Origin of the sequence: Mycobacterium sp. E2462 (genome assembly GCF_001672685.1) — a bacterium.
Taxonomy (GTDB): Bacteria; Actinomycetota; Actinomycetes; order Mycobacteriales; family Mycobacteriaceae; genus Mycobacterium.
Genome location: NZ_LZKC01000017.1, coordinates 13,474 through 36,462, shown reverse-complemented (window position 1 = coordinate 36,462; position 22,989 = coordinate 13,474). Strand labels below are relative to the sequence as shown.

Genomic DNA, 22,989 nt, shown 5'->3' with positions numbered 1-22,989 from the left:
CCACCCAGGACGTCCGCATCCCGCGCAACCGCGCGGTGGTGATGCTGGTGATCGACGTGTCGCAGTCGATGCGCGCCACCGACGTGGCGCCCAACCGCATGGCCGCGGCGCAGGAGGCGGCCAAGCAGTTCGCCGACGAGCTCACGCCCGGGATCAACCTCGGCCTGATCGCGTACGCCGGCACGGCCACGGTGCTGGTGTCGCCGACCACTAACCGCGACTCCACCAAGTCCGCGTTGGACAAGCTGCAATTCGCCGACCGCACCGCGACCGGCGAGGGCATCTTCACCGCCCTGCAGGCCATTGCCACCGTCGGCGCGGTGATCGGCGGCGGCGATTCGCCACCGCCGGCGCGCATCGACTGCGACACGTCGATCACCAGCATCACCACCGCGCGGTTGCGCGGGATGCGGACGTCCTGGGTGGGCCCGGCCATCGCGATGGTGAACAACACAAGCGACGCGACCAGCAGAAGCGCCGGGACGTGCCGCCACGTCGAGGGCCGCTTGGGAGCCACGCTTTCCAGCAGTTCCATGTTGGCAAAGCGCAGCATCCGGCGCTGCCGTGCCAGCTGCATCAGCACGTACAGCGCCGCCAACCCGACCACGACCAGCAGGAACAGGAAGAACCAGGCGTGCGCGAAACCCGACAGCGACATCGGGCCGAGGAGCGGCAGCGTCACTGCCGACCCGCCAGCGCCCCGCGCCGCCGGGATTCCACGAATCGAACGATGTCGGCGATCCAGTCGCGGTCGGTGCGCAGCGTCAGGATCGGGGCGCCGCAGCTGCGGACGGTGCGTGCTACCTCGGCGCGGTGCGCCGCGGCCGCCTTGGCGAAGTCGTCGCGCAGCTGGGCGTCGATGGTGAACTCGCGGGTGGCGCCGGTTTCGGCGTCCTGCAGCACCACGTCGCCGATGTCGGGCAGTTCCACATCCCTGGGGTCGAGCACCTCGACGGCCAGCACCTCGTGGCGGGCGGCGACCGCCCGCAGCGGGCGCATCCAATTGATCGGCCCCAGGAAGTCGCTGATGATCACTGCCATGCCGCGGCGGCGCTCGGGCCGGCGCAGCGCGTCGATGGCCGTCGCCAGGTCACCGCGCACCCCGACCGGCGCGCGCGGGGTGGTGGCGATGGTGCGCAGCAGCGTCTGCTCGTGCTGGCGTCCCGAGCGCGCCGGGACGCGGGTGATGGTGGCGCCGTTGGCGATCACCGCGCCCAGCCGGTTGCCACCGCCGCTGTTGAGGAAGGTGATCGCGGCGGCGGCGGCCACCGCGAGGTCCCGCTTCTCGCATCCCACGGTGCCGAAGTCCAGGCTGGCCGACATGTCGACCACCAGCCAGGTTTCCAATTCGCGGTCGGCGATCATCTGCCGGACGTGCGGATGGGTGGTGCGCGCGGTGACGGCCCAGTCCATCCGCCGCACGTCGTCGCCGGGCTGATACTCGCGCGACTCCCCCGGCTCCGAGCCCGGCCCGGGGATCAGGCCGAGGTGGTCGCCGTGCAGGACGCCGTCGAGCTTGCGCTTGACCGTCAACTCCAGGGTGCGCAGCGCCGCCGACAGCTTCGGGTCGTCGATCAGCCCGCGCTGCATCGAGGGCGGGTGTGACACCGCCGGCCGCTGCGGATTCGTCACCGACCGCTGCCGGCACCGGCGGCCTGCATGGCCTGCGGCGCCGAATGTCCTTGCTGGGCAACGGCATTCACCTGTGGCAGGGCGACCGTCTGCAGCACCCGGTTGATAACGACCTCGGCGGAGATCTCGTCGGCCAGGGCGTCGTAGGTCAGCACCAGGCGGTGCCGCAGGACGTCGGGGATGACGTCGACGACGTCTTGCGGGATCACGTAGTCGCGGCCGCGGACCAGCGCCAACGACCGCGACGCGGCGATGATGCCCAGCGAGGCGCGCGGCGACGCGCCGAAGGAGATCCACGTCTTGACGTCGTTCATGCCCAGTTGCTCGGGGTGCCGGGTGGCGGTGACGACCCGCACCACGTAGTCGACCAGGGCGTGGTGGACGAATACGTTGGCCGCGATGTCCTGCAGCCGAATCAGGTCACCGGTGTTGAGGATCTGCTTGGGCTCCGGCGGCCGCACACCCATGCGGTAGATGATCTCGCGCTCCTCCTCCGGCGAGGGGTAGCCGACGTTGATCTTGAACAGGAAGCGGTCCCGCTGCGCCTCGGGCAGCGGGTAGACGCCCTCGTGCTCAATCGGGTTCTGGGTGGCCATCACCAGGAACGGGTTGGGCAGCGGGTAGCTCTTGCCGCCAATGGAGACCTTGCGCTCCTGCATGACCTCCAGCAGCGCCGACTGCACCTTGGCCGGCGCGCGGTTGATCTCGTCGGCGAGCAGGAAGTTGGCCACCACCGGGCCGAGTTCGGTGTCGAACTCCTCCTTGCCCTGGCGGTAGATGCGGGTACCGATGATGTCGGTGGGCACCAGGTCCGGAGTGAACTGGATGCGCGCGAATGTCCCGCCCACCACCTTGGCGAAGGTCTCGACGGCCAGCGTCTTGGCGACGCCGGGCACGCCCTCGAGCAGCACGTGCCCCTTGGACAGCAGCCCGACCAGCATCCGCTCCACCAGCTGGTCCTGGCCCACGATGATCCGCTTCACCTCGAAGATCGCGCGCTCGAGCGTCTGGACCTCGCCCGCCAGGCCGTTGCCGCCGCCGGCAGGCGCCTCGTGGGCCGGCGCGGCGGAATGCCCACCCGGGCCGGAGTAACCGCTGGCGCCCGGGGGCGGCCCACCTGCTGCTGTCATCAAGAACCCTCCACAGCTCAATAGCACTCGACTGCCAACACGACCGATGTCGTGGGGCAGCGACGTGCCCGCGTCCAACTATTCCAGGCCCGCCGAATTCCGTCGACGCTGGTGGGCCGTGCGCACGGCCTCGCCCGGGACTAGTACTCGATGATCCTAGTCAGGAACGGCGTCATGCCGGGCTTACGAACCGGGCTGACCGTAACCTTGGCGGCGCTGCCCGAGGCCTCCAGCATCTGCCCGTTGCCCAGGTACATCGTGACGTGCTGGCTGCCGCCCGGGCCGTAGAAGATGAGGTCCCCGCGGCGCGCCTGGTCCGGCGGGATGTGCCGCCCGGCGTTGTACTGGTCGCCCGAGAACCGCGGGATCAGCACGCCGACACCGGCGAAGCCGTACCGCATCAGGCCCGAGCAGTCGAAGCCGGTGATGTTGGCGCCGTCCCCGACGCCCTTGCTGGGGCCGTCCAGCGAGCCACCGCCCCACGAATAGGGCACACCCATCTGGGCGCCCATGCGCTTGATCACGTATTCGATCGCCTGCCGGCCGTAGACCCGCGGGATCTTGCCGCCCGGGTTGGTGGGCGGTGCCGCCGTCGGTGCCGGATCGCCGCCGATGTTGATGCCGAGCCCGCCGAGGAATTGCTTGCCCAGGTCGAACGTCGTCTGGGTGGCCTGGGCCGTCGCCTGCAGCGAGGCGTTGGCGACCGCCAGCGGGTCACCCGGCGCCCCCGCGCTGATCGTGGCCGGCAGCGTGGGGTCCCACTGCCCGGGGTCGGCGCCGGCCAGCGGCACGGGCCCCGCTACAGACAGCGCCAGCCCGGTCACCAAGGTGGTGATCCAGGCCAGGATGAGAGGACGAATCCCGCTGCGGCGCAGGGCTACTCGTGGGCTGTTCATTCGGTCACCACTCGATGTAACGGATCACGTAGGGCGTCATGCCGCTGGTGCGCACCGGGGCGACCCGCACCTTGAGGCCGATGTCGGGCGCCTCGAGCATCTGCCCGTCGCCGAGGTAGATGGTCACGTGCTGGCTACCGCCGGGACCGTAGAAGATGACGTCGCCGCGGCGCATCTGCGACGACGGGATCTTGCGGCCCAGGTTGTACTGCGACCCCGAGTAGTGCGGCAGCTTGATGCCCACGCCGGCGAACGAGTACAGGACCAGCCCGGAACAGTCGAAGCCGGTGATGCCGGCGCCGGAGTCGATGCCCTTACTCGGGCCGGCGGCGTTCCCGCCGCCCCAGGAGTAGGGCACGCCGATCTGCGACATGCCGCGGCGGATCACGTATTCGGTGGCCTGCCGCCCGTAAACCCGCGGGATGCGGCCGCCGACACCGCCCGGCCCGGCGTTGGTGATGCCGGTGTCGTCGGGCTTGAGGATGCCCATCTGCTGCAGGAAGTTGCGGCCCAGCCCGGCGGTGACCTGAGTCGAGGTCGCCGAGATGCCCAACACCTGGTTGATGACGGCGATCGGGTCGCCGGGGACGTTGGCGCTGGGAATCATCGGCAGCGTCGGGTCCCAGGCGCCGTCCCACCGGCGGGCGCCGGTGGTGGGGGCCGGAGCGCCGCCCGAGCCGTTCTCCCACCGGTCGCCGGACGCCGGGGCGTCGGGCGCGGCCGGGTTCGTCGACCACTGCCGCGCGGCCTCGCGCTGGGCCTCCTCGAGCTTGGCCTGGGCGGCGTCGCGCTCCGCGGCCAGCTTGACGGCCTGGTCGCGCTGCTCCTCGAACTTCTGCTTGGAGTTGGTCAACGCCGCCACCGCCGCGTCCTGGCTGGACTTGGCGTCACCGGCGGCCTTGTCCGCCTTCTGCTTGGCCAGCCGCGCCGCCGACTCCTTGTTCACCTGCTCGGTGCGGGCCTGCTGCAGCTTGGCCATCACCGTCTGCGAGCTCGAGGTAAGGGTCTTCTGCGCGGCCTCGGTGGCGATGATGTCGTCGGGGCTGCTGGCGGTCAGGTAGCTGTTCGACGGGCCGTTCATGTAGGCGGCGGCGGCGAAGGTGTCGAAGCGGTGCTGCGCGGCCGCGATCGATGCGTTGGCGTCCTTGACCGCCTGCTCGCTGGACGCGAGGTCGCGGTCGGCCGTCGCGGCGTTGTCCCGGGCGGTCTCCACGTCGACCAGGGCCTTGTTGACGCTCTCCTGTTCGGTCTGGATCTCGGCGCTCAGGTTCTGCAGCCGCTGATTGGCCTGGGCCACGTTGGCGATGAGGGCGGCGAGCTTGTCGGCGGCGGGGTCGCCCTGCGCGAGGCCCGGCGTGCACAACAGGAATGCAACGCTTAAGACCGACGGCACGACCGGCCGGACCAGCCTCGAGGACGGCCGCATGGAGGACCCCCAGCGTGTGCGTCTCATTCGACTCAGGTCTCCCTACGGCTCTACGCGACGGACGGCGCCAGCCACACAAATCGGGAAAAGCGCCAAAGACAACACCAGCATCATTTGCACCGTACGTCACACCGGTGGACGTGCCTATGCTCCACGGGAATCGCACTCTCTACGTGCGTTTACTGTGACCGAACGGTGATCTGGCGTGTTTGCCGATGCATGACAAGGCGACGGGGCCGCCGAGCGGATTTCCGTGCTAGGCGGTGTTGGTGGGCGTCACTTCCGCGGCGCCGGCCGACTCGTCCTGCGTTGCTGGCCGAGCGCGTCGCTGTAACACGCGGGTGCCGACGGCCGCCGCCAGCACGGCGATCAGCAAGAAGATGGTCAGGCCGGTCCAGGGGAACTCCGGGGTCTCCAACTCGTGCAGGAAGTGCTGCGCCGACACCACCGGGTTGCCCGTCTTGGCGATGTCCTCGCCGGCCTCGAGCGTCACGCGCGGGAACTGCGTGCTGTAGGTGCCCACGTAGCTGGGGCTGAGCGTCAGGACCGTGGCGTCGTGGTAGTCGGCGCCGACGACGGTCGAGATGTCCCGCAAGGGGGTGTCGTTGGGCGGGTTGTGGTCCAGCAGGACGATCTTGAGGTTGATGCCGTGGGCGTGCGCCTGGTTGACGATGTCGAGCAACCCCGGCATCGCGTCCGGCGCCGCGCTGACCCCGGTCGCGGCGACCTGCGCCTTGACCGCGGCCATGTCGACGTCCGTGGGGATGTAGGCGGGAACCGGGTGCGCGAAGACGGGCGCCTGCGGCGGCGGTGCGGCGAAGGAATCTTGCCCGGTCATCGTGTCCCTCCTGCGGCGGTTCTACGGGAACGGTAGCCGACTTGCCGCGGGGGGTTTAAACCCGCGCTCCACGAGACAAGACTGGAGGACGGCACCCGCCTCTAATGCAGGACAAGCGTACTGTTAAAGTTGGCTCGGTTTTCCTTCAGCCCCGTCGACACGGCCCGTCGACGGAAGAACTTAATCCACGGGAGTTGATGTGACTAGCAAGGATTCGGTGAACTCGTTCGGAGCCCGCGACACCCTCAAGGTCGGCGACAACAGCTACGAGATCTATCGCCTCGACGCCGTGCCGAACACCGAGAAACTCCCCTACAGCCTCAAAGTCCTCGCCGAGAACCTGTTGCGCAACGAGGACGGCGCCAACATCACCAAGGACCACATCGAGGCCATCGCGAACTGGGACCCCGAAGCCGAGCCCAGCATCGAGATCCAGTACACCCCCGCGCGCGTGGTCATGCAGGACTTCACCGGCGTGCCCTGCATCGTGGACCTGGCCACCATGCGCGAGGCCGTCGCCGACCTCGGCGGTGACCCGGACAAGGTGAACCCGCTGGCGCCGGCCGACCTGGTGATCGACCACTCCGTAATCGCCGACCTGTTCGGCACCGCCGACGCGTTCGAGCGCAACGTCGAGATCGAATACCAGCGCAACGGCGAGCGCTACCAGTTCCTGCGTTGGGGCCAAGGCGCTTTCGACGACTTCAAGGTGGTGCCGCCGGGCACCGGCATCGTGCACCAGGTCAACATCGAATACCTGGCGAGCGTCGTGATGGAGCGCAACGGGGTGGCCTACCCCGACACCTGCGTGGGCACCGACTCGCACACCACGATGGTCAACGGCCTGGGCGTGCTCGGCTGGGGCGTGGGCGGCATCGAGGCTGAGGCCGCCATGCTGGGCCAGCCGGTGTCGATGCTGATCCCGCGTGTCGTCGGCTTCAAGCTGACCGGCGAGATCAAGCCCGGTGTCACCGCGACCGACGTGGTGCTGACCGTCACCGAGATGCTGCGCCGGCACGGCGTGGTCGGCAAGTTCGTCGAGTTCTACGGCGAGGGGGTGGCCGAGGTGCCGCTGGCCAACCGCGCCACCCTGGGCAACATGAGCCCCGAATTCGGCTCCACCGCGGCCATTTTCCCGATCGACGAGGAGACCATCTCCTACCTGAGGTTCACCGGCCGCAAGCCCGAGCAGCTCGCGTTGGTCGAGGCCTACGCCAAGGAGCAGGGCCTGTGGCACAACCCGAAGCGCGAGCCCGCGTTCTCCGAGTACCTCGAACTCGACCTGTCCGAGGTGGTGCCCTCGATCGCGGGGCCCAAGCGTCCGCAGGACCGCATCGCGCTGTCGGCCGCGAAAGCCACCTTCCGCGAGCAGATCCCCAGCTATGTCGACGGTGACGGCGACCAGGGCTACTCGAAACTCGACGAATCGGTCGCCGAGACATTCCCCGCCAGCGACCCGGGCGCGGTCGAGAACGGGCACGCCGACGACACCCCGGTGGTCGTCGAATCCGCCGCCGCACACGCCAAGGGCCGCCCCAGCAACCCGGTGACGGTCAAGTCCGACGAGCGCGGTGAATTCGTGCTCGACCACGGCGCCGTGGTGATCGCCGCGGTGACGTCGTGCACCAATACCTCCAACCCCGAGGTGATGCTGGGCGCCGCGCTGCTGGCCCGCAACGCCGTGGAAAAGGGTTTGACATCCAAGCCGTGGGTCAAGACGTCGATGGCGCCGGGCTCCCAGGTGGTCAGCGACTACTACGAAAAGGCCGGGCTGTGGCCGTATCTGGAGAAGCTGGGTTTCTACCTGGTGGGTTACGGCTGCACCACCTGCATCGGCAACTCGGGCCCGCTGCCCGAGGAGATCTCCAAGGCCATCAACGACAACGACCTGACCGTCACGGCGGTGCTGTCGGGCAACCGGAACTTCGAGGGCCGCATCAGCCCCGACGTGAAGATGAACTACCTGGCGTCCCCGCCGCTGGTGGTCGCGTACGCGCTGGCCGGCACGCTGGACTTCGATTTCGAGTCCGACCCGCTGGGTAAGGATAAGGACGGCAACGATGTGTTCCTCAAAGACATCTGGCCGTCGCAGCAGGACGTCTCCGACACCATCGCCTCGGCCATCAATCAAGAGATGTTCACCAAGAACTACGCCGACGTGTTCAAGGGCGACGAGCGCTGGCGCAACCTGCCGACACCTAGCGGCAATACCTTTGAGTGGAGCGAGGATTCGACGTACGTGCGCAAGCCCCCGTACTTCGAGGGCATGCCGGCCGAGGCCGAGCCGGTCGCCGACATCACCGGCGCCCGGGTGCTCGCGCTGCTCGGCGACTCGGTGACCACCGACCACATTTCGCCGGCGAGCAGCATCAAGCCGGGCACGCCGGCCGCGCAGTACCTCGACGAGCACGGCGTGGACCGCAAGGACTACAACTCCTTCGGCTCGCGGCGCGGCAACCACGAGGTGATGATCCGCGGCACGTTCGCCAACATCCGGCTGCGCAACCTGCTGCTCGACGACGTCTCGGGTGGCTACACGCGCGACTTCACCCAGGACGGTGGCCCCCAGGCCTTTATCTACGACGCGGCCCAAAACTATGCGGCACAAGACATTCCGCTGGTGGTGCTGGGCGGCAAGGAGTACGGCTCCGGGTCGTCGCGCGACTGGGCGGCCAAGGGCACCCGCCTGCTGGGTGTTCGGGCGGTGATCGCCGAGTCGTTCGAGCGCATCCACCGCTCCAACCTGATCGGCATGGGCGTCATCCCGCTGCAGTTCCCCGACGGCAAGTCGGCCAAGGACATCGGTCTGGACGGCACCGAGGTGTTCGACATCACCGGCATCGAGGCCCTCAACGAGGGCAAGACGCCAAAGACGGTGCACGTCAAGGCCAGCAAGGACGGCGCCGACACGATCGAGTTCGACGCCGTCGTGCGCATCGACACCCCCGGTGAGGCGGACTACTACCGCAACGGCGGCATCCTGCAGTTCGTGCTGCGCAACATGCTGAAGTCCAGCCAGAAATCCGGCTAGCCGGCACCCGTGCCCAAGGTCAGCGAGGACCATCTGGCGGCCCGCCGCCGCCAGATCCTCGACGGCGCCCGCCGTTGCTTTGCCGAATACGGTTACGACAAGGCGACGGTGCGGCGGCTGGAAAAGGCGATCGGGCTGTCCCGCGGCGCGATCTTCCACCATTTCCGTGACAAGGACGCGCTGTTCTTCGCGCTGGCGCACGAGGACGCCGAGCGGATGGCCGACGTCGCCTCCCGCGAAGGCCTGATCCAGGTGATGCGCGACATGCTGGCGGCGCCGGACCAATTCGATTGGCTGGCCACCAGATTGGAGATCGCGCGCAAGCTGCGCAACGACCCGGCGTTCAGCCGTGGCTGGGCCGAGCGGTCCGCCGAGCTGGCGGCGGCGACCACCGAACGGTTGCGCAGACAGACCGAGGCGCACCGGGTGCGCGACGACGTGCCCGGTGATGTGCTGCTGTGCTACCTGGAACTGGTGCTCGACGGCCTCGTCGCCCGGCTGGCGTCCGGCGAGGACCCGCAACGCCTGGCCGCGGTCCTGGACCTTGCCGAGAACTCGTTGCGCCGCAACGATTCCCCGGCCGCCGGGCTCGCGTAACCGCGAACGAGGGGACGTTTCGCGGTGACGCTAGGCCCGGGCGGACTTGGCGGTGCGGTTAGGACCGCCTCGGCTGCGCATCGTGGTGCCCGACTCGACCAGCATGCTGTGGACCGACCCGTAGGACCTGCCGGTGGTGGTTACCAAACTGCGGATGCTGGCCCCGCTTTCGTAGGCGTGGCGCAGGTCATCCAGCATCTGGTCGCGCGTCTTGGCCGACGCTGGCACAGTTCTTCCCATGGCTCCTCCGCCGCCGGTACACGATCGCAAGCACCTAGAGTAAGAACGGCCGTGTGGGCGCGGGCCGAATTCGTCAAACCGCGACGGCCGCGTCAATTAATCAGGCCAGCTCGATGAGATCGCGGTATTCGTCGGACCAGAAGTCCTCGGTGCCGTCGGGCAGCAGCACGACCCGCTGCGGGTCCAGCGCCTCCGCCGCGCCGGGGTCGTGCGTCACCAGGACCACCGCCCCCTCGTAGCTGCGCAGCGCGTCGAGCACCTGCTCGCGCGACGCGGGGTCGAGGTTGTTCGTCGGCTCGTCGAGCAGCAACACGTTCGCCTTCGACGCCACCAATCCCGCCAGCGCCAGCCGCGTCTTCTCCCCACCGGACAGGGTGCCCGCCGGTTGGTCGAGCTGCGGGCCGCTGAACATGAAGGCGCCCAGCAGGCCGCGCAGGTCCTGCTCACCGGTGTCGGGCGCGGCGTGCCGGATGTTCTCCCAGACGGTGGCGTCGTTGTCGAGGGTGTCGTGCTCCTGCGCGAAATAGCCCAGCCGCATGCCGTGCCCCGGCTCGAGCCCCCCGGCGTCGGGTGTCTCGGTGCCCGCCAGCAGCCGCAGCAGCGTGGTCTTCCCGGCGCCGTTGAGTCCGAGCACCACCACCCGCGAACCCCGGTCGATCGCCAGGTCCAGGCCGCTGAACACCTCCAGCGAGCCGTAGGACTTGCTCAGGCCGGTGGCCACCAGCGGGGTGCGCCCGCACGCGGCCGGGGTCGGGAACTTGATGCGCGCCACCTTGTCGGCGACCCGCTCGTCGTCCAGGGCCGCCATCATCCGGTCGGCGCGCCGTAGCATGTTTTGCGCCGCAACGGCTTTGGTGGCTTTCGCGCCCAGCTTGGCGGCCTGGCTGCGCAGCGCGGTGGCCTTGCGTTCGGCGTTGGCGCGTTCACGGCGGCGGCGCTGCTCGTCGGTGGCCCGCGCGTCCAGGTACTTCTGCCAGGTCATGTTGTAGACGTCGACCTCGCCGCGCACGGCGTCGAGGAACCAGACGCGGTTGACGACCTCGGCGAGCAGCTCGACGTTGTGGCTGATGATCACCAGCCCGCCGGTGTGCGACCGCAGGAAGTCCCGCAACCAGCCGATCGAATCCGCGTCCAGGTGGTTGGTCGGCTCGTCGAGCAGCAGGGTGGTGGCCTGGCCCGCGCCGCTGTCGGACGCGGCGAACAGGATGCGGGCCAGCTCGACGCGGCGGCGTTGCCCACCCGAGAGGGTGCGAAGCTGCTGGCCCAGCACCCGTTCCGGCAGCCCGAGGCTGGCGCAGATGCGGCTGGCTTCGCTCTCGGCGCTGTACCCGCCGAGGGCGACGAACCGCTCCTCCAGTTGGCCGTACCGGCGAATCGCGCGGTCGCGGGCATCGTCGTCGGCAACCTCGGCCATGAGCGCTTGCTGCTTCTCCAGATCGGTGAGCAACACGTCGAGCCCCCGCGCCGACAGAACCCGGTCGCGCGCCAGCACGTCGAGGTCACCTTCCTTGGGATCCTGTGGGAGATAACCGATTTCGCCGATGCGGCTGATGGACCCGGCGTACGGCTCGGTCTCCCCCGCCAAGATGCGCAGGGTGGTGGTCTTGCCCGCACCGTTGCGGCCGACCAGGCCGATGCGATCGCCCGGCTGGATGCGCAGGTCCGGCCCGTCGGGTGACAGCAGGATGCGCGCGCCAGCGCGGACCTCGAGGTCCGTGGCCGTGATCACGATCGGTCTCCCTGGGTTGCGGCGGTCCAGCGCCTACTTGTCGTCGGTGAACGCCGGCGGTCGGCGCTCCGCACGCGCGGCAACCGCTTCTTCGAAGTTGGCGGTGAGCAGGCGGATGAACAGCTGTCCCAGACCTTCGGCCTGCATGTGCCCTTCCAGGCTACCGGCGTCGAGCCCACTCCACAGTGTGCGCTTGGTCAATTCGACACCCGGCCGGGAGAAGGCGGCGATGCGCGCGGCGATCGCGTAGCAGGTGTCCAGCAGTTGCTCCTCGGGGACCTGGCAGGACACCAGCCCGATGCGCTCGGCCTCCTCGGCGGTGACGTCGCGGCCGGTCAGCATGATCTCGAACGCCCGCGACGCACCGATGGCGCGGGGCAACAGGTAGCTCAACCCCAGTTCGCTGGCGGTCAACCCGTTGTTGATGCCGGCCGCGCGGAAATACGCGCCGGTCGAGGCGACCCGGATGTCGGCGGCCAACGCCAAGCACAACCCGCCGCCGATGGCCGCGCCGTTGACCGCGGCGATGACCGGCTGGTGCAGCCGCCGCAGGGCCAGGATCACCTCGTCGAGCACTTCCATCGAGCGCAACGCGTAGGTGGGCCGGGTCAACCCGTCGACGTGGGGCACCGCTCCCGCCGACTTGTGGTCGGCGCCCGAGGAGAATCCGCGGCCCGCGCCGGTCAGCACGACCACCCGCACCGAGTTGTCGTGCGTGACCTGGTCGAGGGCCTCCTTGAGCGGCAGCATCAGGTCGAAGGCCATCGAGTTCATTCGCTCGGGCCGATTCAGGGTGATCAGCGCGACCCCGGGCCGCGGCTGGTCGACGAGTACCAAACTCACCCCAGCACGGTATCGCGGACGTTGCTGAGCGCCTATTCGCGGCGCGGGGGGCGCTACTCGGCGGAGTCGGCGGCGGCGGCCTCGACGTCGAAGTCCTTGATCTGCTGCACCAGGTCCTCGAGAGCCGCCGGCGGCAGCGCCCCGGCCTGGTTGAACAGCAGCTTGCCCTTCTTGAAGGCCATCAGGGTGGGAATGGACCGAATCTGGGCGGCCGCGGCCAGCTGCTGCTCGGCCTCGGTGTCGACCTTGGCGTGCACGATGTCGGGGTGCTTCTCCGACGACGCCTGAAACGTCGGCCCGAATTGGCGGCATGGGCCGCACCAGGACGCCCAGAAGTCCACGAGCACGATGTCGTTGCCCTCGATGGTTTCGTTGAACTTGTCGGCGGTGAGATCGAGTGTTGTCACAAGTTAGCCAACGCGGCAGGACCACCCGGTGTTCCCGCGGCCGGAGACCGATGTGACCGGCGGCACAGCGGGCGTTGCCGCAACGGCTTAGCCGCAGCGCAAGCCAACCGGCCGGCGCCTGCATGCGTAGCACCCGCGCGTCGGGCGTCGCAGGTTACGGTTGCGGAGGTTTTCCCGCGTCGGACAGACTGAGGCCCAGCAGCCGCCCGCACGAGGACGAGTGAGGGGAATCCGTTGGGCCACTACATCGCTAACGTCCGTGATCTCGAGTTCAACCTCTTCGAAGTCCTCGACATCGGCGCGGTTCTGGGCACCGGTGGCTACGGCGACCTCGACGAGGAAACCGTCCGCACGATCCTGTCCGAAGCCGCTCGGCTGGCCGAGGGCCCGGTGGCGGAGTCGTTCGCGTTCGCCGACCGTCACCCGCCCGTTTTCGATCCCGCCGAGCACAAGATCACCGTGCCCGACGAGCTGGCCAAGACCGTCGCGGCGCTCAAGGAGGCCGGTTGGTGGCGGCTGGGGCTGGCCGAGGAGATCGGCGGCATGCCCGCCCCACCGCCACTCGCGTGGGCGGTCAACGAAATGCTGATCTGCGCCAACCCTTCGGCCAACTTCTACTGCCTGGGCCCGTTCATGGCGCAAGCCTTGTACATCGAGGGCAACGAGGAGCAACGGCGCTGGGCGGCCGAGGGCGTCGAGCGGGGCTGGGCGGCCACCATGGTGCTGACCGAGCCCGACGCCGGCTCCGACGTCGGGGCCGGGCGCGCCAAGGCAGTCGAACAGCCCGACGGCACATGGCACATCGAGGGCGTCAAACGGTTCATCTCCGGCGGCGACGTCGGCGACACCGCCGAGAACATCTTCCACCTGGTGCTGGCCCGCCCCGAGGGCGCCGGTCCGGGCACCAAGGGGCTGAGCCTGTTCTACGTCCCCAACTTCCTGTTCGACCCCGACACCTTCGAGCTCGGCGCGCGCAACGGTGTCTTCGTCACCGGGGTGGAACACAAGATGGGCATCAAGTCCTCCCCCACTTGCGAATTGACCTTCGGCGCAACGGGTTTGCCCGCGGTTGGCTACCTGGTCGGCGGCGTGCACCGCGGTATCGCGCAGATGTTCACCGTGATCGAGCAGGCGCGGATGACGATCGGTGTCAAGGCCGCCGGCACGCTGTCCACCGGTTACCTCAATGCGCTGGCATACGCCAAGGAGCGGGTGCAGGGCGCGGACCTGACGCAGATGTCGGACAAGACCGCGCCGCGGGTGACGATCATCCACCACCCCGACGTGCGACGCAGCCTCATGACGCAGAAGGCTTACGCAGAGGGGCTGCGGGCGCTCTACCTGTACGCCGCCGCGCACCAGGATGATGCTGTGGCGCAACATGTTACGGGTGCGGACCATGACATGGCGCACCGCGTCGACGATCTGCTGCTGCCGATCGTCAAGGGCGTCAGCTCCGAGCGCGCCTACGAGGTGCTCACCGAGTCGCTCCAGACGTTGGGTGGATCGGGTTTCTTGCAGGACTATCCGCTGGAGCAGTACATCCGCGACTCGAAGATCGATTCGCTCTATGAGGGCACCACGGCGATTCAGGCGCTGGACTTCTTCTTCCGCAAGATCGTCCGCGACCGGGGCGAGGCACTGCAGTTCGTGACGGCGCAGATCAGCCGGACCGTCGACACCTGTGCCGAGGCGCTCAAACCGCAGGCCGCGTCGCTGCACACCGCGCTCGACGACGTCACCGCAATGACCGGCGCGCTCACCGGCTACCTCATGTCCGCCGCCGAGCACCCGACCGCGATCTACAAGGTGGGCCTCGGCTCGGTGCAGTACCTCATGGCGGTCGGTGACCTGCTCATCGGCTGGCGGTTGCTGGTGCAGGCCGGCGCCGCGCACGCCGCGCTGGAGGCCGGCGACGCCGGGACCGACGAACCGTTCTACCGGGGCAAGATCGCGACCGCGACGTTCTTCGCCAAGAACATGCTGCCGCGGCTGACGGCCGTGCGCGGCATCCTCGAGAACCTCGACGACGAGATCATGCGCGTGTCCGAAAGCGCCTTCTGACCTGCGACGCACAGCTTACGCACAGGCGCGAGGGGTAATACCCACTCGTTGGGTCTTCAACGACGAATGGGAGAACATTGATGTCCACCAGCTGTCCTGCACCCCGGCTCACCCGATTCGCAGTCTTCGCGGTGGCGGGCGCCACCGCGCTGTCGATGACCGCCTGCGGCTCGTCGAACAAGTCGGGCCCCGCGTCAACGTCGACCTCGACCTCGGTCGTCACCTCGACGACCACGTCGCCGTCGCCGAACGCCGAGGCCAAGGTGCACGGCCTCATCGCGTCGGTGGCCGGCAATTCCATTCAGGTGACCAAGGAGGACAGCGGCACCGCTGCGGTGACGTTCACCTCGACGACCAAGATCACCGAGTCCGTTCCCGCCACGCTGACCGACGTAACCGCGGGCAGTTGCGTCACCGTGCGGCCAACCGACGGGACTCAGCCCGGCCAACCGGTCACCGCGGCGTGGGTCGGCGTCACCCAGTCGGTCAACGGCACCTGCCCCAAGCCCGCCGACCACGCGCCGGGCGCGGGAAGCACCCCGCCCCCCGGGCCGCCGCCGCCGGCCAAGGTCCGCGGGGCGGTGGGGTCGGTCACCGGTAACACCATCAACGTCACCGGCACCGATCCCAACGGCAACACGACGCAGACGCCGGTGACGGTCGACGACAAGACCAAGTACTCGAAGGAGTCCTCGTCGACCACCGACGCGATCGCCCCGGGCAAGTGCCTGGGCGCGAAGGGGACGCTGGACAACGGCGGCACGCTGCAGGCCACCAGCATTAAGTTGCGCCAGGCCGTCGACGGCAAATGTGGGAAGCCGTGGCAGGCCGGCCAGTCCGGGCAGCCCACCCCGTCCGGGCAGCCGGCCCCGTCGGGGCAGCCCACGCCGTCGGGACAGCCGGGCCGGTAGTCGCCCGCTGACGTCGGCTCGTGACCGACTGAGATCGTCATCACTCGCGGGGCGCGGTGTTAAGGCCGCGTCCCGCGGGTACCTTCGCGTGGGGCGGCAGGATCGGAGTACGACTGTGCCCACGCTTTCCCTCCAGGACCGACGGGCGCGCATTGCGCTCGGCGTCGTCATCGCCGTCGTCGCGCTGTGCGTGGCCATGTGTGGCTCCTCGCATGACGGCGCCACCAGCAGTGCTCCCCCGGCCGCGACCGCCGCGGGGCCCGGCGGGGCACCGACCGCCGCCCCGCCGCCGGCACCGCCACCCCCTCCGGTCGGCAAGGATTACGTCGAGGGCATGGTGCAGTCCAACTCCGACGACGTGGTGGCGCTGCGCACGCGGACCGGGTCCGCCACGGTGGGGTATGCACCCCAGACACGGGTCGTCGACGTCACCCCGGCGAACCTCTCCGACGTGACGCCCGGCAGCTGCGTCAACGTCCGCGCCACCCCGCAGAGCGCCGCCTCACCGGGCGCCATCACGGCGCAGGCGGTCACGATCATCGCCGCTACCGACGGCGGGTGTCCGCCGCCGGCCGGCTTCTACGGCACGGTCGCGTCGGTCTCGGGCACGACGATCGCGGTCCGCGGCCTCGGCCCCGCGGGACCTGGCGCCGCCACCGACGTGACCGTCACCGGGTCGACGTCGTATCAGCGGCAAACCCCGACGGACGCCCAGGCGATCACGGACGGCAAGTGCATCGGAGCGCAAGGGACCCAGGACGGCGGCGTGCTGCACGCGACGATGATCAGCGTGCAGACATGCCCGCCGATGGGCCGCCCGCACCACCATCTGCACCTGCCCCACCTTCATTTCCACCTCTAACGCGGACCGCCGGTCGAGCGTCACACCCACCGCACAGGCGGCCTACACCGCGCGCCTAGGAACTCCCCCGACCCTGAAAGCACGGGCCATCGACGCGCCCGCGCAACCACCTCTGGGGGGATCGTGAATACTGCACGCTCGTTGACACCACGGCTGACGCGGCTCGGCCTCCTCGCCGCCACGGGCGTCGCCGCCCTGTCCGTCGCCGCCTGTGGCAGTTCGAACACCGCCGCACCGTCGCAGTCCGCCGGCCCGACCGGTTCCACGACGGCGCAAGCGCAGGCGCCCGGCGGCAAGGGCAAGGTCGCCGGTCTCATCTCGTCGGTGTCCGGCGACGCCGCACAGGTGACACAACCGAACGGCAATGCCACAGTGGACTTTTCGGCCTCGACCGCGATCAGCGAGGTCACCCCGGCCGCCCTGCCCGACGTCACCGCCGGCAGCTGCGTCTCGATCCGGCCCACCCGAGACAACCCGCAGGCCGCGGCCGCGGTGCGCATCAGCCCCGCCGCTAACGGCACCTGCCCGCAGCCCAAGCAGCCGCCGAAACCGGGGACGCCGGGTGTCAGCGGCACGGTGGCCTCGGTCGCCGGCAACACCATCACGGTCAGCGGGTCCTCGCCGACCACCGTGACCGTCACCGACAAGACGCGCTACACCAAGCAGTCCGCCGCCACGACCCAGGCGATCACGCAGGGCAAGTGCCTGACGGCGCAGGGCAGCATCGGCGGCGGCGGGGCGCTGCAGGCGTCTCGCATCGAGCTGCGGCCGGCGCATGACGGCACCTGCGAGGGCGGCCCCCACCACGGGCACGGCGGCTAGCTGGCGCGCCGGAACCCGCGAGCCGGCCTCAGACGGTGAAGCCGAGGGCGCGCAACTGCTCGCGGCCGTCCTCGGTGATCTTGTCCGGGCCCCACGGGGGATTCCAGACCCAGTTGATGCGCAGGTCGTTGACCAGGCCGCTGCCGACCAGCGCGCTGCGGGACTGGTCCTCGATGACGTCGGTCAGCGGGCATGCCGCCGAGGTCAGGGTCATGTCGATCAGGGCGACGGTGCCTTCGTCGCCCTGCTCGACGTTCAGGCCGTAGACCAGCCCCAAGTCGACGACGTTGATGCCCAGTTCCGGGTCGACGACGTCGCGCATCGCCTCCTCGAGGTCGAAGAGAAATTCGTCGCTGGGTGCACTGGTTTCGCTCATGCTCGATCGCTTTCGTTGGTTGGTTCGGCACCGGCGCCGGCCTGAGCCAGCGCGTCCTTGAAGGCCATCCACCCGAGCAGCGCGCACTTCACGCGGGCCGGGTACTTCGCGACGCCGGCGAACGCGACGCCGTCGCCCAGCAGGTCCTCGTCCCCCTCGATGGTGCCGCGGGAGGACACCATCTCGCTGAAGGCGGTGACCGTCTTGAGGGCGTCGCCGACGCTCTTGCCGATCACCTGCTCGGTGAGCACCGACGTGGCCGCCTGGCTGATCGAGCAACCCTGCCCGTCGTACGAGACGTCGGTGACGGTCTCGCCGTCGTCGGACAGCGCGACGCGCAGGGTCACGTCGTCGCCGCACACGGGGTTCTTGTGGTAGACCTCGGCGCCGAACGGCTCACGCAGCCCGCGATGCTGCGGGTGCTTGTAGTGATCGAGGATCACGTCCTGATAGATCTGCTCCAGACGCAATGTCAGCCTCTCCCAAAGAATTTCAGCGCATGCTTGACGCCCGCCACCAAGCGGTCGACCTCGTCGGCGGTGTTGTAGACCGCGAACGACGCCCGCGCCGTGGCGGCGACGTCGAACCGGCGGTGCAGCGGCAGCGCGCAGTGATGCCCCACCCGCACCGCGACGCCGTCGTCGTCGAGCACCTGCCCGACGTCGTGCGCGTGCACGCCGTCGACGACGAACGACACCGGCGAGCCGCGGTTCTCCATCGAGGTGGGCCCGACGATCCGCACGCCCTCGATGCCGGCCAGCCCGTCGAGGGCCGCGGCGACCAGTTCGCGCTCGTGGTTCTCGACGGCGGCCATGCCGATGGCCCCGAGATAGCGTGCGGCCGCGCCCAACCCGACCACCTGGGAGGTCATCGGCGTGCCGGCCTCGAACCGTTGCGGCACCGGTGCGTAGCTGCTGACCTCCATGGTCACCGTCTCGATCATCGAGCCGCCGGTGAGGAAGGGCGGCAGCGCGGACATGAGCTCACGCCGGCCATAGAGCGCGCCGATGCCGTTGGGGCCCAGCATCTTGTGCCCGGAGAAAGCCCCGAAGTCGACGCCGAGCGCGTGGAAGTCGACCGGTTGGTGCGGCACCGACTGGCAGGCGTCCAGCACGGTGAGCGCGCCCACGGCCCGAGCGCGCGACACCAGCTCGCCCACCGGCGCCACCGCGCCGGTGACGTTCGAATGATGGCTGAAGGCAACGATTTTCACGCGCTCGTCGAGCTGCAGCGAGTCCAGGTCGATGCGTCCGGCGTCGGGTCCGTCGGACACAACCGAGTACCAGCGCAACGTCGCCCCGGTGCGCCGGGCCAGCTCCTGCCAGGGGACCAGGTTCGCGTGGTGCTCCAGCTCGGTCGTGACGATGACGTCACCGGGCCCGACGGAGTGCTCCGACCGGTCGTCGCCCAGCACATACGACACGAGGTTGAGGGCCTCGGTGGCGTTCTTGGTGAACACCAGTTCGTCGGCGTGCGCACCGACGAACGCCGCGATGTCGGCGCGGCCCTGCTCGTAGGCGTCGGTGGCCTCCTCCATCAGCTGGTGCGCGCCGCGGTGCACCGCCCCGTTGGAGGTCAGCAGGAACTCCCGCTCGGCGTCGAGCACCTGCAGCGGTCGCTGCGACGTCGCGCCGGAATCCAGGTAGGCCAACTGGTTTCCGCCCCGCATGACACGTTTGAGGATCGGAAAGTCGGCGCGGATCGCCGCGAGGTCCAGCTGCGTCGCCGTCATCGTTACACCCCCGTGGCGGCGGCCTGCGAGAAGCGGACGTAACCGTTCTGCTCGAGCTCGTCGGCCAGCTCGGGGCCGCCGGACTCGGCGATGCGGCCCGAGACGAAGACGTGCACGTGCTGCGGGCGGATGTAGCGCAGGATGCGGGTGTAGTGGGTGATGAGCAGCACCCCGCCGTTCTCCGCCTCGGCGTAGCGGTTCACGCCCTCGCTGACCACGCGCAGCGCGTCGACGTCCAGGCCGGAGTCGGTTTCGTCGAGGATCGCGATCTTGGGCTTGAGCAGTTCGAGCTGCAGGATCTCGTGGCGCTTCTTCTCACCACCGGAAAAGCCTTCGTTGACGCTGCGCTCGGCGAAGACGGGGTCGATTTCCAGCGAGCCCATCGCGGCCTTGACCTCTTTGACCCAGTGCCGCAGTTTCGGGGCCTCGCCGCGCACGGCGGTGGCCGCCGACCGCAGGAAGTTGGACACCGAGACGCCGGGCACCTCGACGGGATACTGCATGGCCAAGAAGATGCCGGCCCGCGCCCGCTCGTCGACGCTCATGGCCAGGACGTCCGCCCCGTCGAGCGTGATGGACCCGGAGGTCACCCGGTACTTCGGGTGCCCGGCGATCGCATACGACAGGGTCGACTTGCCGGAGCCGTTGGGCCCCATCAAGGCATGCGTCTCACCGGATTTCACGGTCAGGTCGACGCCGTTGAGGATGGGGATGTCGCGCTCGCCCTCGGCGCCGTTGGGGTTCTCGACGCTGACGTGCAGGTCTTTGATTTCCAGAGTCGTCATCAGGCTGTTGCTTTCGATTCGGTGATGGCCAATTCGTGTTCGATGGCCGTGGTCAGGCGTTCGCGGATCTCGGGGACCGCGATCTTGGAGATGATCTCGCCGAAGAAGCCGCGGACGACCAGCCGGCGGGCCTGGTCCTCCGGGATGCCGCGGGAACGCAGGTAGAACAGCTGCTCGTCGTCGAAACGCCCGGTGGCGCTGGCGTGCCCGGCGCCGACGATCTCGCCGGTCTCGATCTCGAGGTTGGGCACCGAATCGGCGCGCGCCCCGTCGGTGAGGACCAGGTTGCGGTTGATCTCGAAGGTGTCGGTGCCCGTGGCGTCGGCGCGGATCAGCACGTCACCCACCCACACGGTGTGCGCATCGGGCAGCGACGACTCCGAATCCCCTTGCAGGGCACCCTTGTACAGCACGTTGGACTTGCAGTGCGGCTGGGCGTGGTCGACCAGCAGCCGCGATTCGAGGTGCTGGCCGGCGTCGGCGAAGTACAGGCCCAGCAGCTCGGCGTCCCCGCCGGGGCTGGAATACCGCACGTTGGCCGTCAGCCGCACCACCTCGCCGCCCAGGGTGACGGCGACGTGGCGCAGCACCGCATCCTTGCCGAGCTTCGCGTGGTGCGCGCTGACGTGCACCATGTCGTCGGCCCAGTCGGCGAGCCACACCACGGTGAGCCGGGCGGCGTCGCCGACGAGCAATTCGACGTTGTCGGCGTAGGTGCCGCCGCCGCGCAGGTCGATGACCACCACCGCCTCGGCGAGCTCTTCGACCCGGACCTGCAGATGCCCGTAGGCCACCGCGCCCGCACCGGGGCCGGTGACCGTGATCGTCACCGGCTCGGCGATCTGGGTGTCGCGAGGCACGGTGACCAGCGTGGCGGAGTCGAAGGACGAGAATGCTTGTGCGGCAACACGATCGGTGGGCGCGCCGCCCTGGCCCAGGCGTTCGTCGCCGCGGCGCACGGTTTCGACACGCAGGCCGGGATGGTCACCGACCGCGATCTCGGCCGCCCCGGTGGCGGCGGCGGACCCGTCGTGCAGGCCACGCAGGCGCCGCAACGGGGTGAACCGCCAGATCTCGTCGCGGCCGTGCGGGACCTCGAACGCGTCGACGTCGAAGGAGGCGAACAGCTCCCCCTTGTTGGCGGCGGCGAGGGTCGAACCCTCAACCGCCTCAGTCAATCCCGTCACTAGCCGACCGCGCCTTCCATCTGCAGCTCGATCAGCCGGTTGAGCTCGAGCGCGTACTCCATGGGCAGTTCCTTGGCAATCGGCTCGACGAAGCCGCGCACCACCATGGCCATCGCCTCGTCCTCGGTCAGCCCGCGGCTCATCAGGTAGAACAGCTGGTTGTCACTCACCTTCGAGACGGTGGCCTCGTGGCCCATCGTGACGTCGTCCTCGCGGATGTCGACATACGGGTAGGTGTCGCTGCGGCTGACCGTATCGACCAGCAGCGCATCGCATTTCACGCTGGACCGCGAGCCGTGCGCGCCCTTGTTCACCTGGACGAGGCCGCGGTAGGAGGTACGCCCGCCGCCGCGGGCCACCGACTTGGACACGATGTTGCTCGACGTGTTGGGCGCCAGGTGCAGCATCTTGGCGCCGGTGTCCTGGTGCTGGTCCTCGCCCGCGAACGCGATCGAGAGCACCTCGCCCTTGGCGTGCTCGCCGGTCATCCAGACCGCCGGGTACTTCATGGTCACCTTGGACCCGATGTTGCCGTCGACCCACTCCATGGTGGCGCCGGCCTCGGCCCGCGCGCGCTTGGTGACCAGGTTGTAGACGTTGTTCGACCAGTTCTGGATGGTCGTGTACCGGCACCGGCCGCCCGGCTTGACGATGATCTCGACCACCGCGGAGTGCAACGAGTCCGACTTGTAGATCGGTGCGGTGCAGCCCTCGATGTAGTGCACGTAGGCGTTTTCGTCGACGATGATCAGCGTCCGCTCGAACTGGCCCATGTTCTCGGTGTTGATCCGGAAGTAGGCCTGCAGCGGGATGTCGACGTGCACGCCGGGCGGGACGTAGATGAACGAGCCGCCACTCCACACCGCGGTGTTGAGCGCGGAGAACTTGTTGTCCCCGGCCGGGATCACGGTGCCGAAGTACTGCTGGAAGATCTCCGGGTGTTCGCGCAGGCCCGTGTCGGTGTCGAGGAAGATGACGCCCTGCGCCTCGAGGTCCTCGCGGATCTGGTGGTAGACCACCTCGGACTCGTACTGCGCGGCGACACCGGCGACCAGGCGCTGCTTCTCGGCCTCCGGGATGCCCAGCCGGTCATAGGTGTTGCGGATGTCCTCGGGCAGGTCCTCCCAGCTGGCGGCCTGCTTCTCGGTGGAGCGCACGAAGTACTTGATGTTGTCGAAGTCGATGCCCCCGAGGTTGGAGCCCCACCCCGGCATGGGCTTGCGGTCGAAGATGCGCAGCGCCTTGAGGCGGGTCTGCAGCATCCACTCGGGCTCGCTCTTCTTCGCCGAGATGTCGCGGACCACCGCCTCGGACAACCCGCGCTGGGCGCTGGCGCCCGCGACGTCGGAGTCCGCCCAGCCGTAGCCGTACCGGCCCAGGGAGGCGATGGCCTCTTCCTGGGTCATCGACTCGCCGGACTTCTCGGGCGTGAGAGTCATGGGGACGCTCCTTTGATGCTCGTGTTTGACGGCGCGGGCTGC

At 69.0% G+C, this 22,989-nt stretch carries 21 protein-coding genes and 2 pseudogenes; 7 read left to right on the top strand and 16 right to left on the bottom strand.

Annotated elements, in window-relative coordinates; translation table 11 throughout:
* A pseudogene (locus A5714_RS24935) lies at nucleotides 1–359 on the top strand (VWA domain-containing protein); the annotation flags it as partial.
* Here the strand turns inward: A5714_RS24935 and A5714_RS01160 are convergent.
* From A5714_RS01160 to A5714_RS01135, 6 genes and pseudogenes are all read right to left on the bottom strand, one after another.
* Nucleotides 356–682, bottom strand: a pseudogene (locus A5714_RS01160) (BatA domain-containing protein); the annotation flags it as partial. The pseudogenes A5714_RS24935 and A5714_RS01160 overlap by 4 nt on opposite strands.
* Nucleotides 679–1,590 carry a DUF58 domain-containing protein gene (locus A5714_RS01155; protein WP_369829407.1) on the bottom strand — a complete coding sequence of 304 codons (912 nt, stop codon included), beginning with the start codon at nucleotides 1,588–1,590 and terminating at the stop codon, nucleotides 679–681. The pseudogene A5714_RS01160 and the gene A5714_RS01155, both read right to left, overlap by 4 nt.
* 38 nt (nucleotides 1,591–1,628) lie before the next feature.
* Nucleotides 1,629–2,762, bottom strand: a complete 1,134-nt coding sequence (locus tag A5714_RS01150; protein WP_068074979.1) for a MoxR family ATPase — start codon at nucleotides 2,760–2,762, stop codon at nucleotides 1,629–1,631.
* Between the two features lie 140 nt (nucleotides 2,763–2,902).
* On the bottom strand, nucleotides 2,903–3,658 hold the full coding sequence (ripB, locus tag A5714_RS01145) for an NlpC/P60 family peptidoglycan endopeptidase RipB (protein WP_156671406.1): 756 nt from the start codon (nucleotides 3,656–3,658) through the stop codon (nucleotides 2,903–2,905).
* Nucleotides 3,659–3,662: 4 nt separating this feature from the next.
* Complete coding sequence (gene ripA / locus A5714_RS01140; RefSeq protein ID WP_068281913.1) at nucleotides 3,663–5,111, bottom strand: NlpC/P60 family peptidoglycan endopeptidase RipA; 1,449 nt, start codon at nucleotides 5,109–5,111, stop codon at nucleotides 3,663–3,665.
* A gap of 229 nt (nucleotides 5,112–5,340) precedes the next feature.
* Nucleotides 5,341–5,922, bottom strand: a complete 582-nt coding sequence (locus tag A5714_RS01135) for a DUF6676 family protein (RefSeq protein ID WP_068281911.1) — start codon at nucleotides 5,920–5,922, stop codon at nucleotides 5,341–5,343.
* 199 nt (nucleotides 5,923–6,121) lie between these two features.
* On the opposite strand from A5714_RS01135, the gene A5714_RS01130 reads away from it, so the two are divergent.
* Together A5714_RS01130 and A5714_RS01125 are read left to right on the top strand one after the other, a co-directional pair.
* Nucleotides 6,122–8,953, top strand: a complete 2,832-nt coding sequence (locus A5714_RS01130; protein WP_156747114.1) for an aconitate hydratase — start codon at nucleotides 6,122–6,124, stop codon at nucleotides 8,951–8,953.
* 9 nt (nucleotides 8,954–8,962) lie between these two features.
* Nucleotides 8,963–9,550 carry a TetR/AcrR family transcriptional regulator gene (locus A5714_RS01125; protein ID WP_068074988.1) on the top strand — a complete coding sequence of 196 codons (588 nt, stop codon included), beginning with the start codon at nucleotides 8,963–8,965 and terminating at the stop codon, nucleotides 9,548–9,550.
* A 30-nt stretch (nucleotides 9,551–9,580) separates the two neighbouring features.
* Here A5714_RS01125 and A5714_RS01120 read toward each other — a convergent pair whose 3' ends face one another.
* The 4 genes from A5714_RS01120 to trxA all read right to left on the bottom strand — a co-directional run bounded on the left by A5714_RS01120 (nucleotide 9,581) and on the right by trxA (nucleotide 12,769).
* Nucleotides 9,581–9,790 (bottom strand): helix-turn-helix domain-containing protein, encoded by a 210-nt coding sequence (locus A5714_RS01120; RefSeq protein ID WP_068074991.1) that lies wholly within the window; start codon nucleotides 9,788–9,790, stop codon nucleotides 9,581–9,583.
* 100 nt (nucleotides 9,791–9,890) lie between these two features.
* Nucleotides 9,891–11,519, bottom strand: coding sequence for an ABC-F family ATP-binding cassette domain-containing protein (locus tag A5714_RS01115; protein ID WP_068281907.1), 1,629 nt, complete (start codon nucleotides 11,517–11,519; stop codon nucleotides 9,891–9,893).
* Nucleotides 11,520–11,552: 33 nt separating this feature from the next.
* On the bottom strand, nucleotides 11,553–12,398 hold the full coding sequence (locus A5714_RS01110; RefSeq protein ID WP_197502960.1) for an enoyl-CoA hydratase: 846 nt from the start codon (nucleotides 12,396–12,398) through the stop codon (nucleotides 11,553–11,555).
* Between the two features lie 17 nt (nucleotides 12,399–12,415).
* Complete coding sequence (gene trxA, locus A5714_RS01105) at nucleotides 12,416–12,769, bottom strand: thioredoxin (RefSeq protein WP_068074998.1); 354 nt, start codon at nucleotides 12,767–12,769, stop codon at nucleotides 12,416–12,418.
* 234 nt (nucleotides 12,770–13,003) lie between these two features.
* Between trxA and A5714_RS01100 the strand changes: the two genes are divergently transcribed.
* The 4 genes from A5714_RS01100 to A5714_RS01085 all read left to right on the top strand — a co-directional run bounded on the left by A5714_RS01100 (nucleotide 13,004) and on the right by A5714_RS01085 (nucleotide 17,428).
* Nucleotides 13,004–14,833, top strand: a complete 1,830-nt coding sequence (locus A5714_RS01100; RefSeq protein ID WP_068281905.1) for an acyl-CoA dehydrogenase — start codon at nucleotides 13,004–13,006, stop codon at nucleotides 14,831–14,833.
* 80 nt (nucleotides 14,834–14,913) lie between these two features.
* Complete coding sequence (locus A5714_RS26845; RefSeq protein WP_231975711.1) at nucleotides 14,914–15,744, top strand: DUF5666 domain-containing protein; 831 nt, start codon at nucleotides 14,914–14,916, stop codon at nucleotides 15,742–15,744.
* Between the two features lie 196 nt (nucleotides 15,745–15,940).
* Nucleotides 15,941–16,606, top strand: coding sequence for a hypothetical protein (locus A5714_RS01090; RefSeq protein WP_369829406.1), 666 nt, complete (start codon nucleotides 15,941–15,943; stop codon nucleotides 16,604–16,606).
* Nucleotides 16,607–16,747: 141 nt separating this feature from the next.
* The gene (locus A5714_RS01085) at nucleotides 16,748–17,428 is read left to right on the top strand and encodes a DUF5666 domain-containing protein (protein ID WP_156747116.1); all 681 of its coding nucleotides are present in this window, start codon (nucleotides 16,748–16,750) and stop codon (nucleotides 17,426–17,428) included.
* Between the two features lie 28 nt (nucleotides 17,429–17,456).
* Here the strand turns inward: A5714_RS01085 and A5714_RS01080 are convergent, their stop codons facing one another.
* Genes A5714_RS01080 through sufB form a run of 6 tightly spaced genes read right to left on the bottom strand, consistent with a single transcriptional unit; the run spans nucleotide 17,457 to nucleotide 22,947 of the window.
* On the bottom strand, nucleotides 17,457–17,804 hold the full coding sequence (locus A5714_RS01080; RefSeq protein ID WP_068067331.1) for a metal-sulfur cluster assembly factor: 348 nt from the start codon (nucleotides 17,802–17,804) through the stop codon (nucleotides 17,457–17,459).
* Entirely contained in the window at nucleotides 17,801–18,280 is a 480-nt protein-coding gene (gene sufU, locus A5714_RS01075; RefSeq protein ID WP_082959505.1) for a Fe-S cluster assembly sulfur transfer protein SufU, read from the bottom strand. Before sufU ends, A5714_RS01080 begins: the two co-directional genes overlap by 4 nt.
* Entirely contained in the window at nucleotides 18,277–19,536 is a 1,260-nt protein-coding gene (locus A5714_RS01070; protein WP_068281900.1) for a cysteine desulfurase, read from the bottom strand. Before A5714_RS01070 ends, sufU begins: the two co-directional genes overlap by 4 nt.
* Before the next feature lie 2 nt (nucleotides 19,537–19,538).
* Nucleotides 19,539–20,321, bottom strand: coding sequence for a Fe-S cluster assembly ATPase SufC (gene sufC / locus A5714_RS01065; protein ID WP_068067325.1), 783 nt, complete (start codon nucleotides 20,319–20,321; stop codon nucleotides 19,539–19,541).
* Nucleotides 20,321–21,508, bottom strand: a complete 1,188-nt coding sequence (sufD, locus tag A5714_RS01060; protein ID WP_068281898.1) for a Fe-S cluster assembly protein SufD — start codon at nucleotides 21,506–21,508, stop codon at nucleotides 20,321–20,323. The genes sufC and sufD overlap by 1 nt, the downstream gene beginning before the upstream one ends.
* Nucleotides 21,508–22,947, bottom strand: a complete 1,440-nt coding sequence (sufB, locus tag A5714_RS01055; RefSeq protein WP_068067319.1) for a Fe-S cluster assembly protein SufB — start codon at nucleotides 22,945–22,947, stop codon at nucleotides 21,508–21,510. The genes sufD and sufB overlap by 1 nt, the downstream gene beginning before the upstream one ends.
* Nucleotides 22,948–22,989 lie beyond the last annotated feature (42 nt).

Coding starts and splice junctions, on each gene's coding strand:
- A5714_RS01155 (WP_369829407.1), bottom strand. CDS start 1,590: ATGCAGCGCGGGCTGATCGACGACCCGAAGCTGTCGGCGGCGCTGCGC.
- A5714_RS01150 (WP_068074979.1), bottom strand. CDS start 2,762: ATGACAGCAGCAGGTGGGCCGCCCCCGGGCGCCAGCGGTTACTCCGGC.
- ripB (WP_156671406.1), bottom strand. CDS start 3,658: ATGAACAGCCCACGAGTAGCCCTGCGCCGCAGCGGGATTCGTCCTCTC.
- ripA (WP_068281913.1), bottom strand. CDS start 5,111: ATGAGACGCACACGCTGGGGGTCCTCCATGCGGCCGTCCTCGAGGCTG.
- A5714_RS01135 (WP_068281911.1), bottom strand. CDS start 5,922: ATGACCGGGCAAGATTCCTTCGCCGCACCGCCGCCGCAGGCGCCCGTC.
- A5714_RS01120 (WP_068074991.1), bottom strand. CDS start 9,790: ATGGGAAGAACTGTGCCAGCGTCGGCCAAGACGCGCGACCAGATGCTG.
- A5714_RS26845 (WP_231975711.1), top strand. CDS start 14,914: ATGTCCACCAGCTGTCCTGCACCCCGGCTCACCCGATTCGCAGTCTTC.
- A5714_RS01090 (WP_369829406.1), top strand. CDS start 15,941: ATGTGTGGCTCCTCGCATGACGGCGCCACCAGCAGTGCTCCCCCGGCC.
- A5714_RS01080 (WP_068067331.1), bottom strand. CDS start 17,804: ATGAGCGAAACCAGTGCACCCAGCGACGAATTTCTCTTCGACCTCGAG.
- A5714_RS01070 (WP_068281900.1), bottom strand. CDS start 19,536: ATGACGGCGACGCAGCTGGACCTCGCGGCGATCCGCGCCGACTTTCCG.
- sufC (WP_068067325.1), bottom strand. CDS start 20,321: ATGACGACTCTGGAAATCAAAGACCTGCACGTCAGCGTCGAGAACCCC.
- sufB (WP_068067319.1), bottom strand. CDS start 22,947: ATGACTCTCACGCCCGAGAAGTCCGGCGAGTCGATGACCCAGGAAGAG.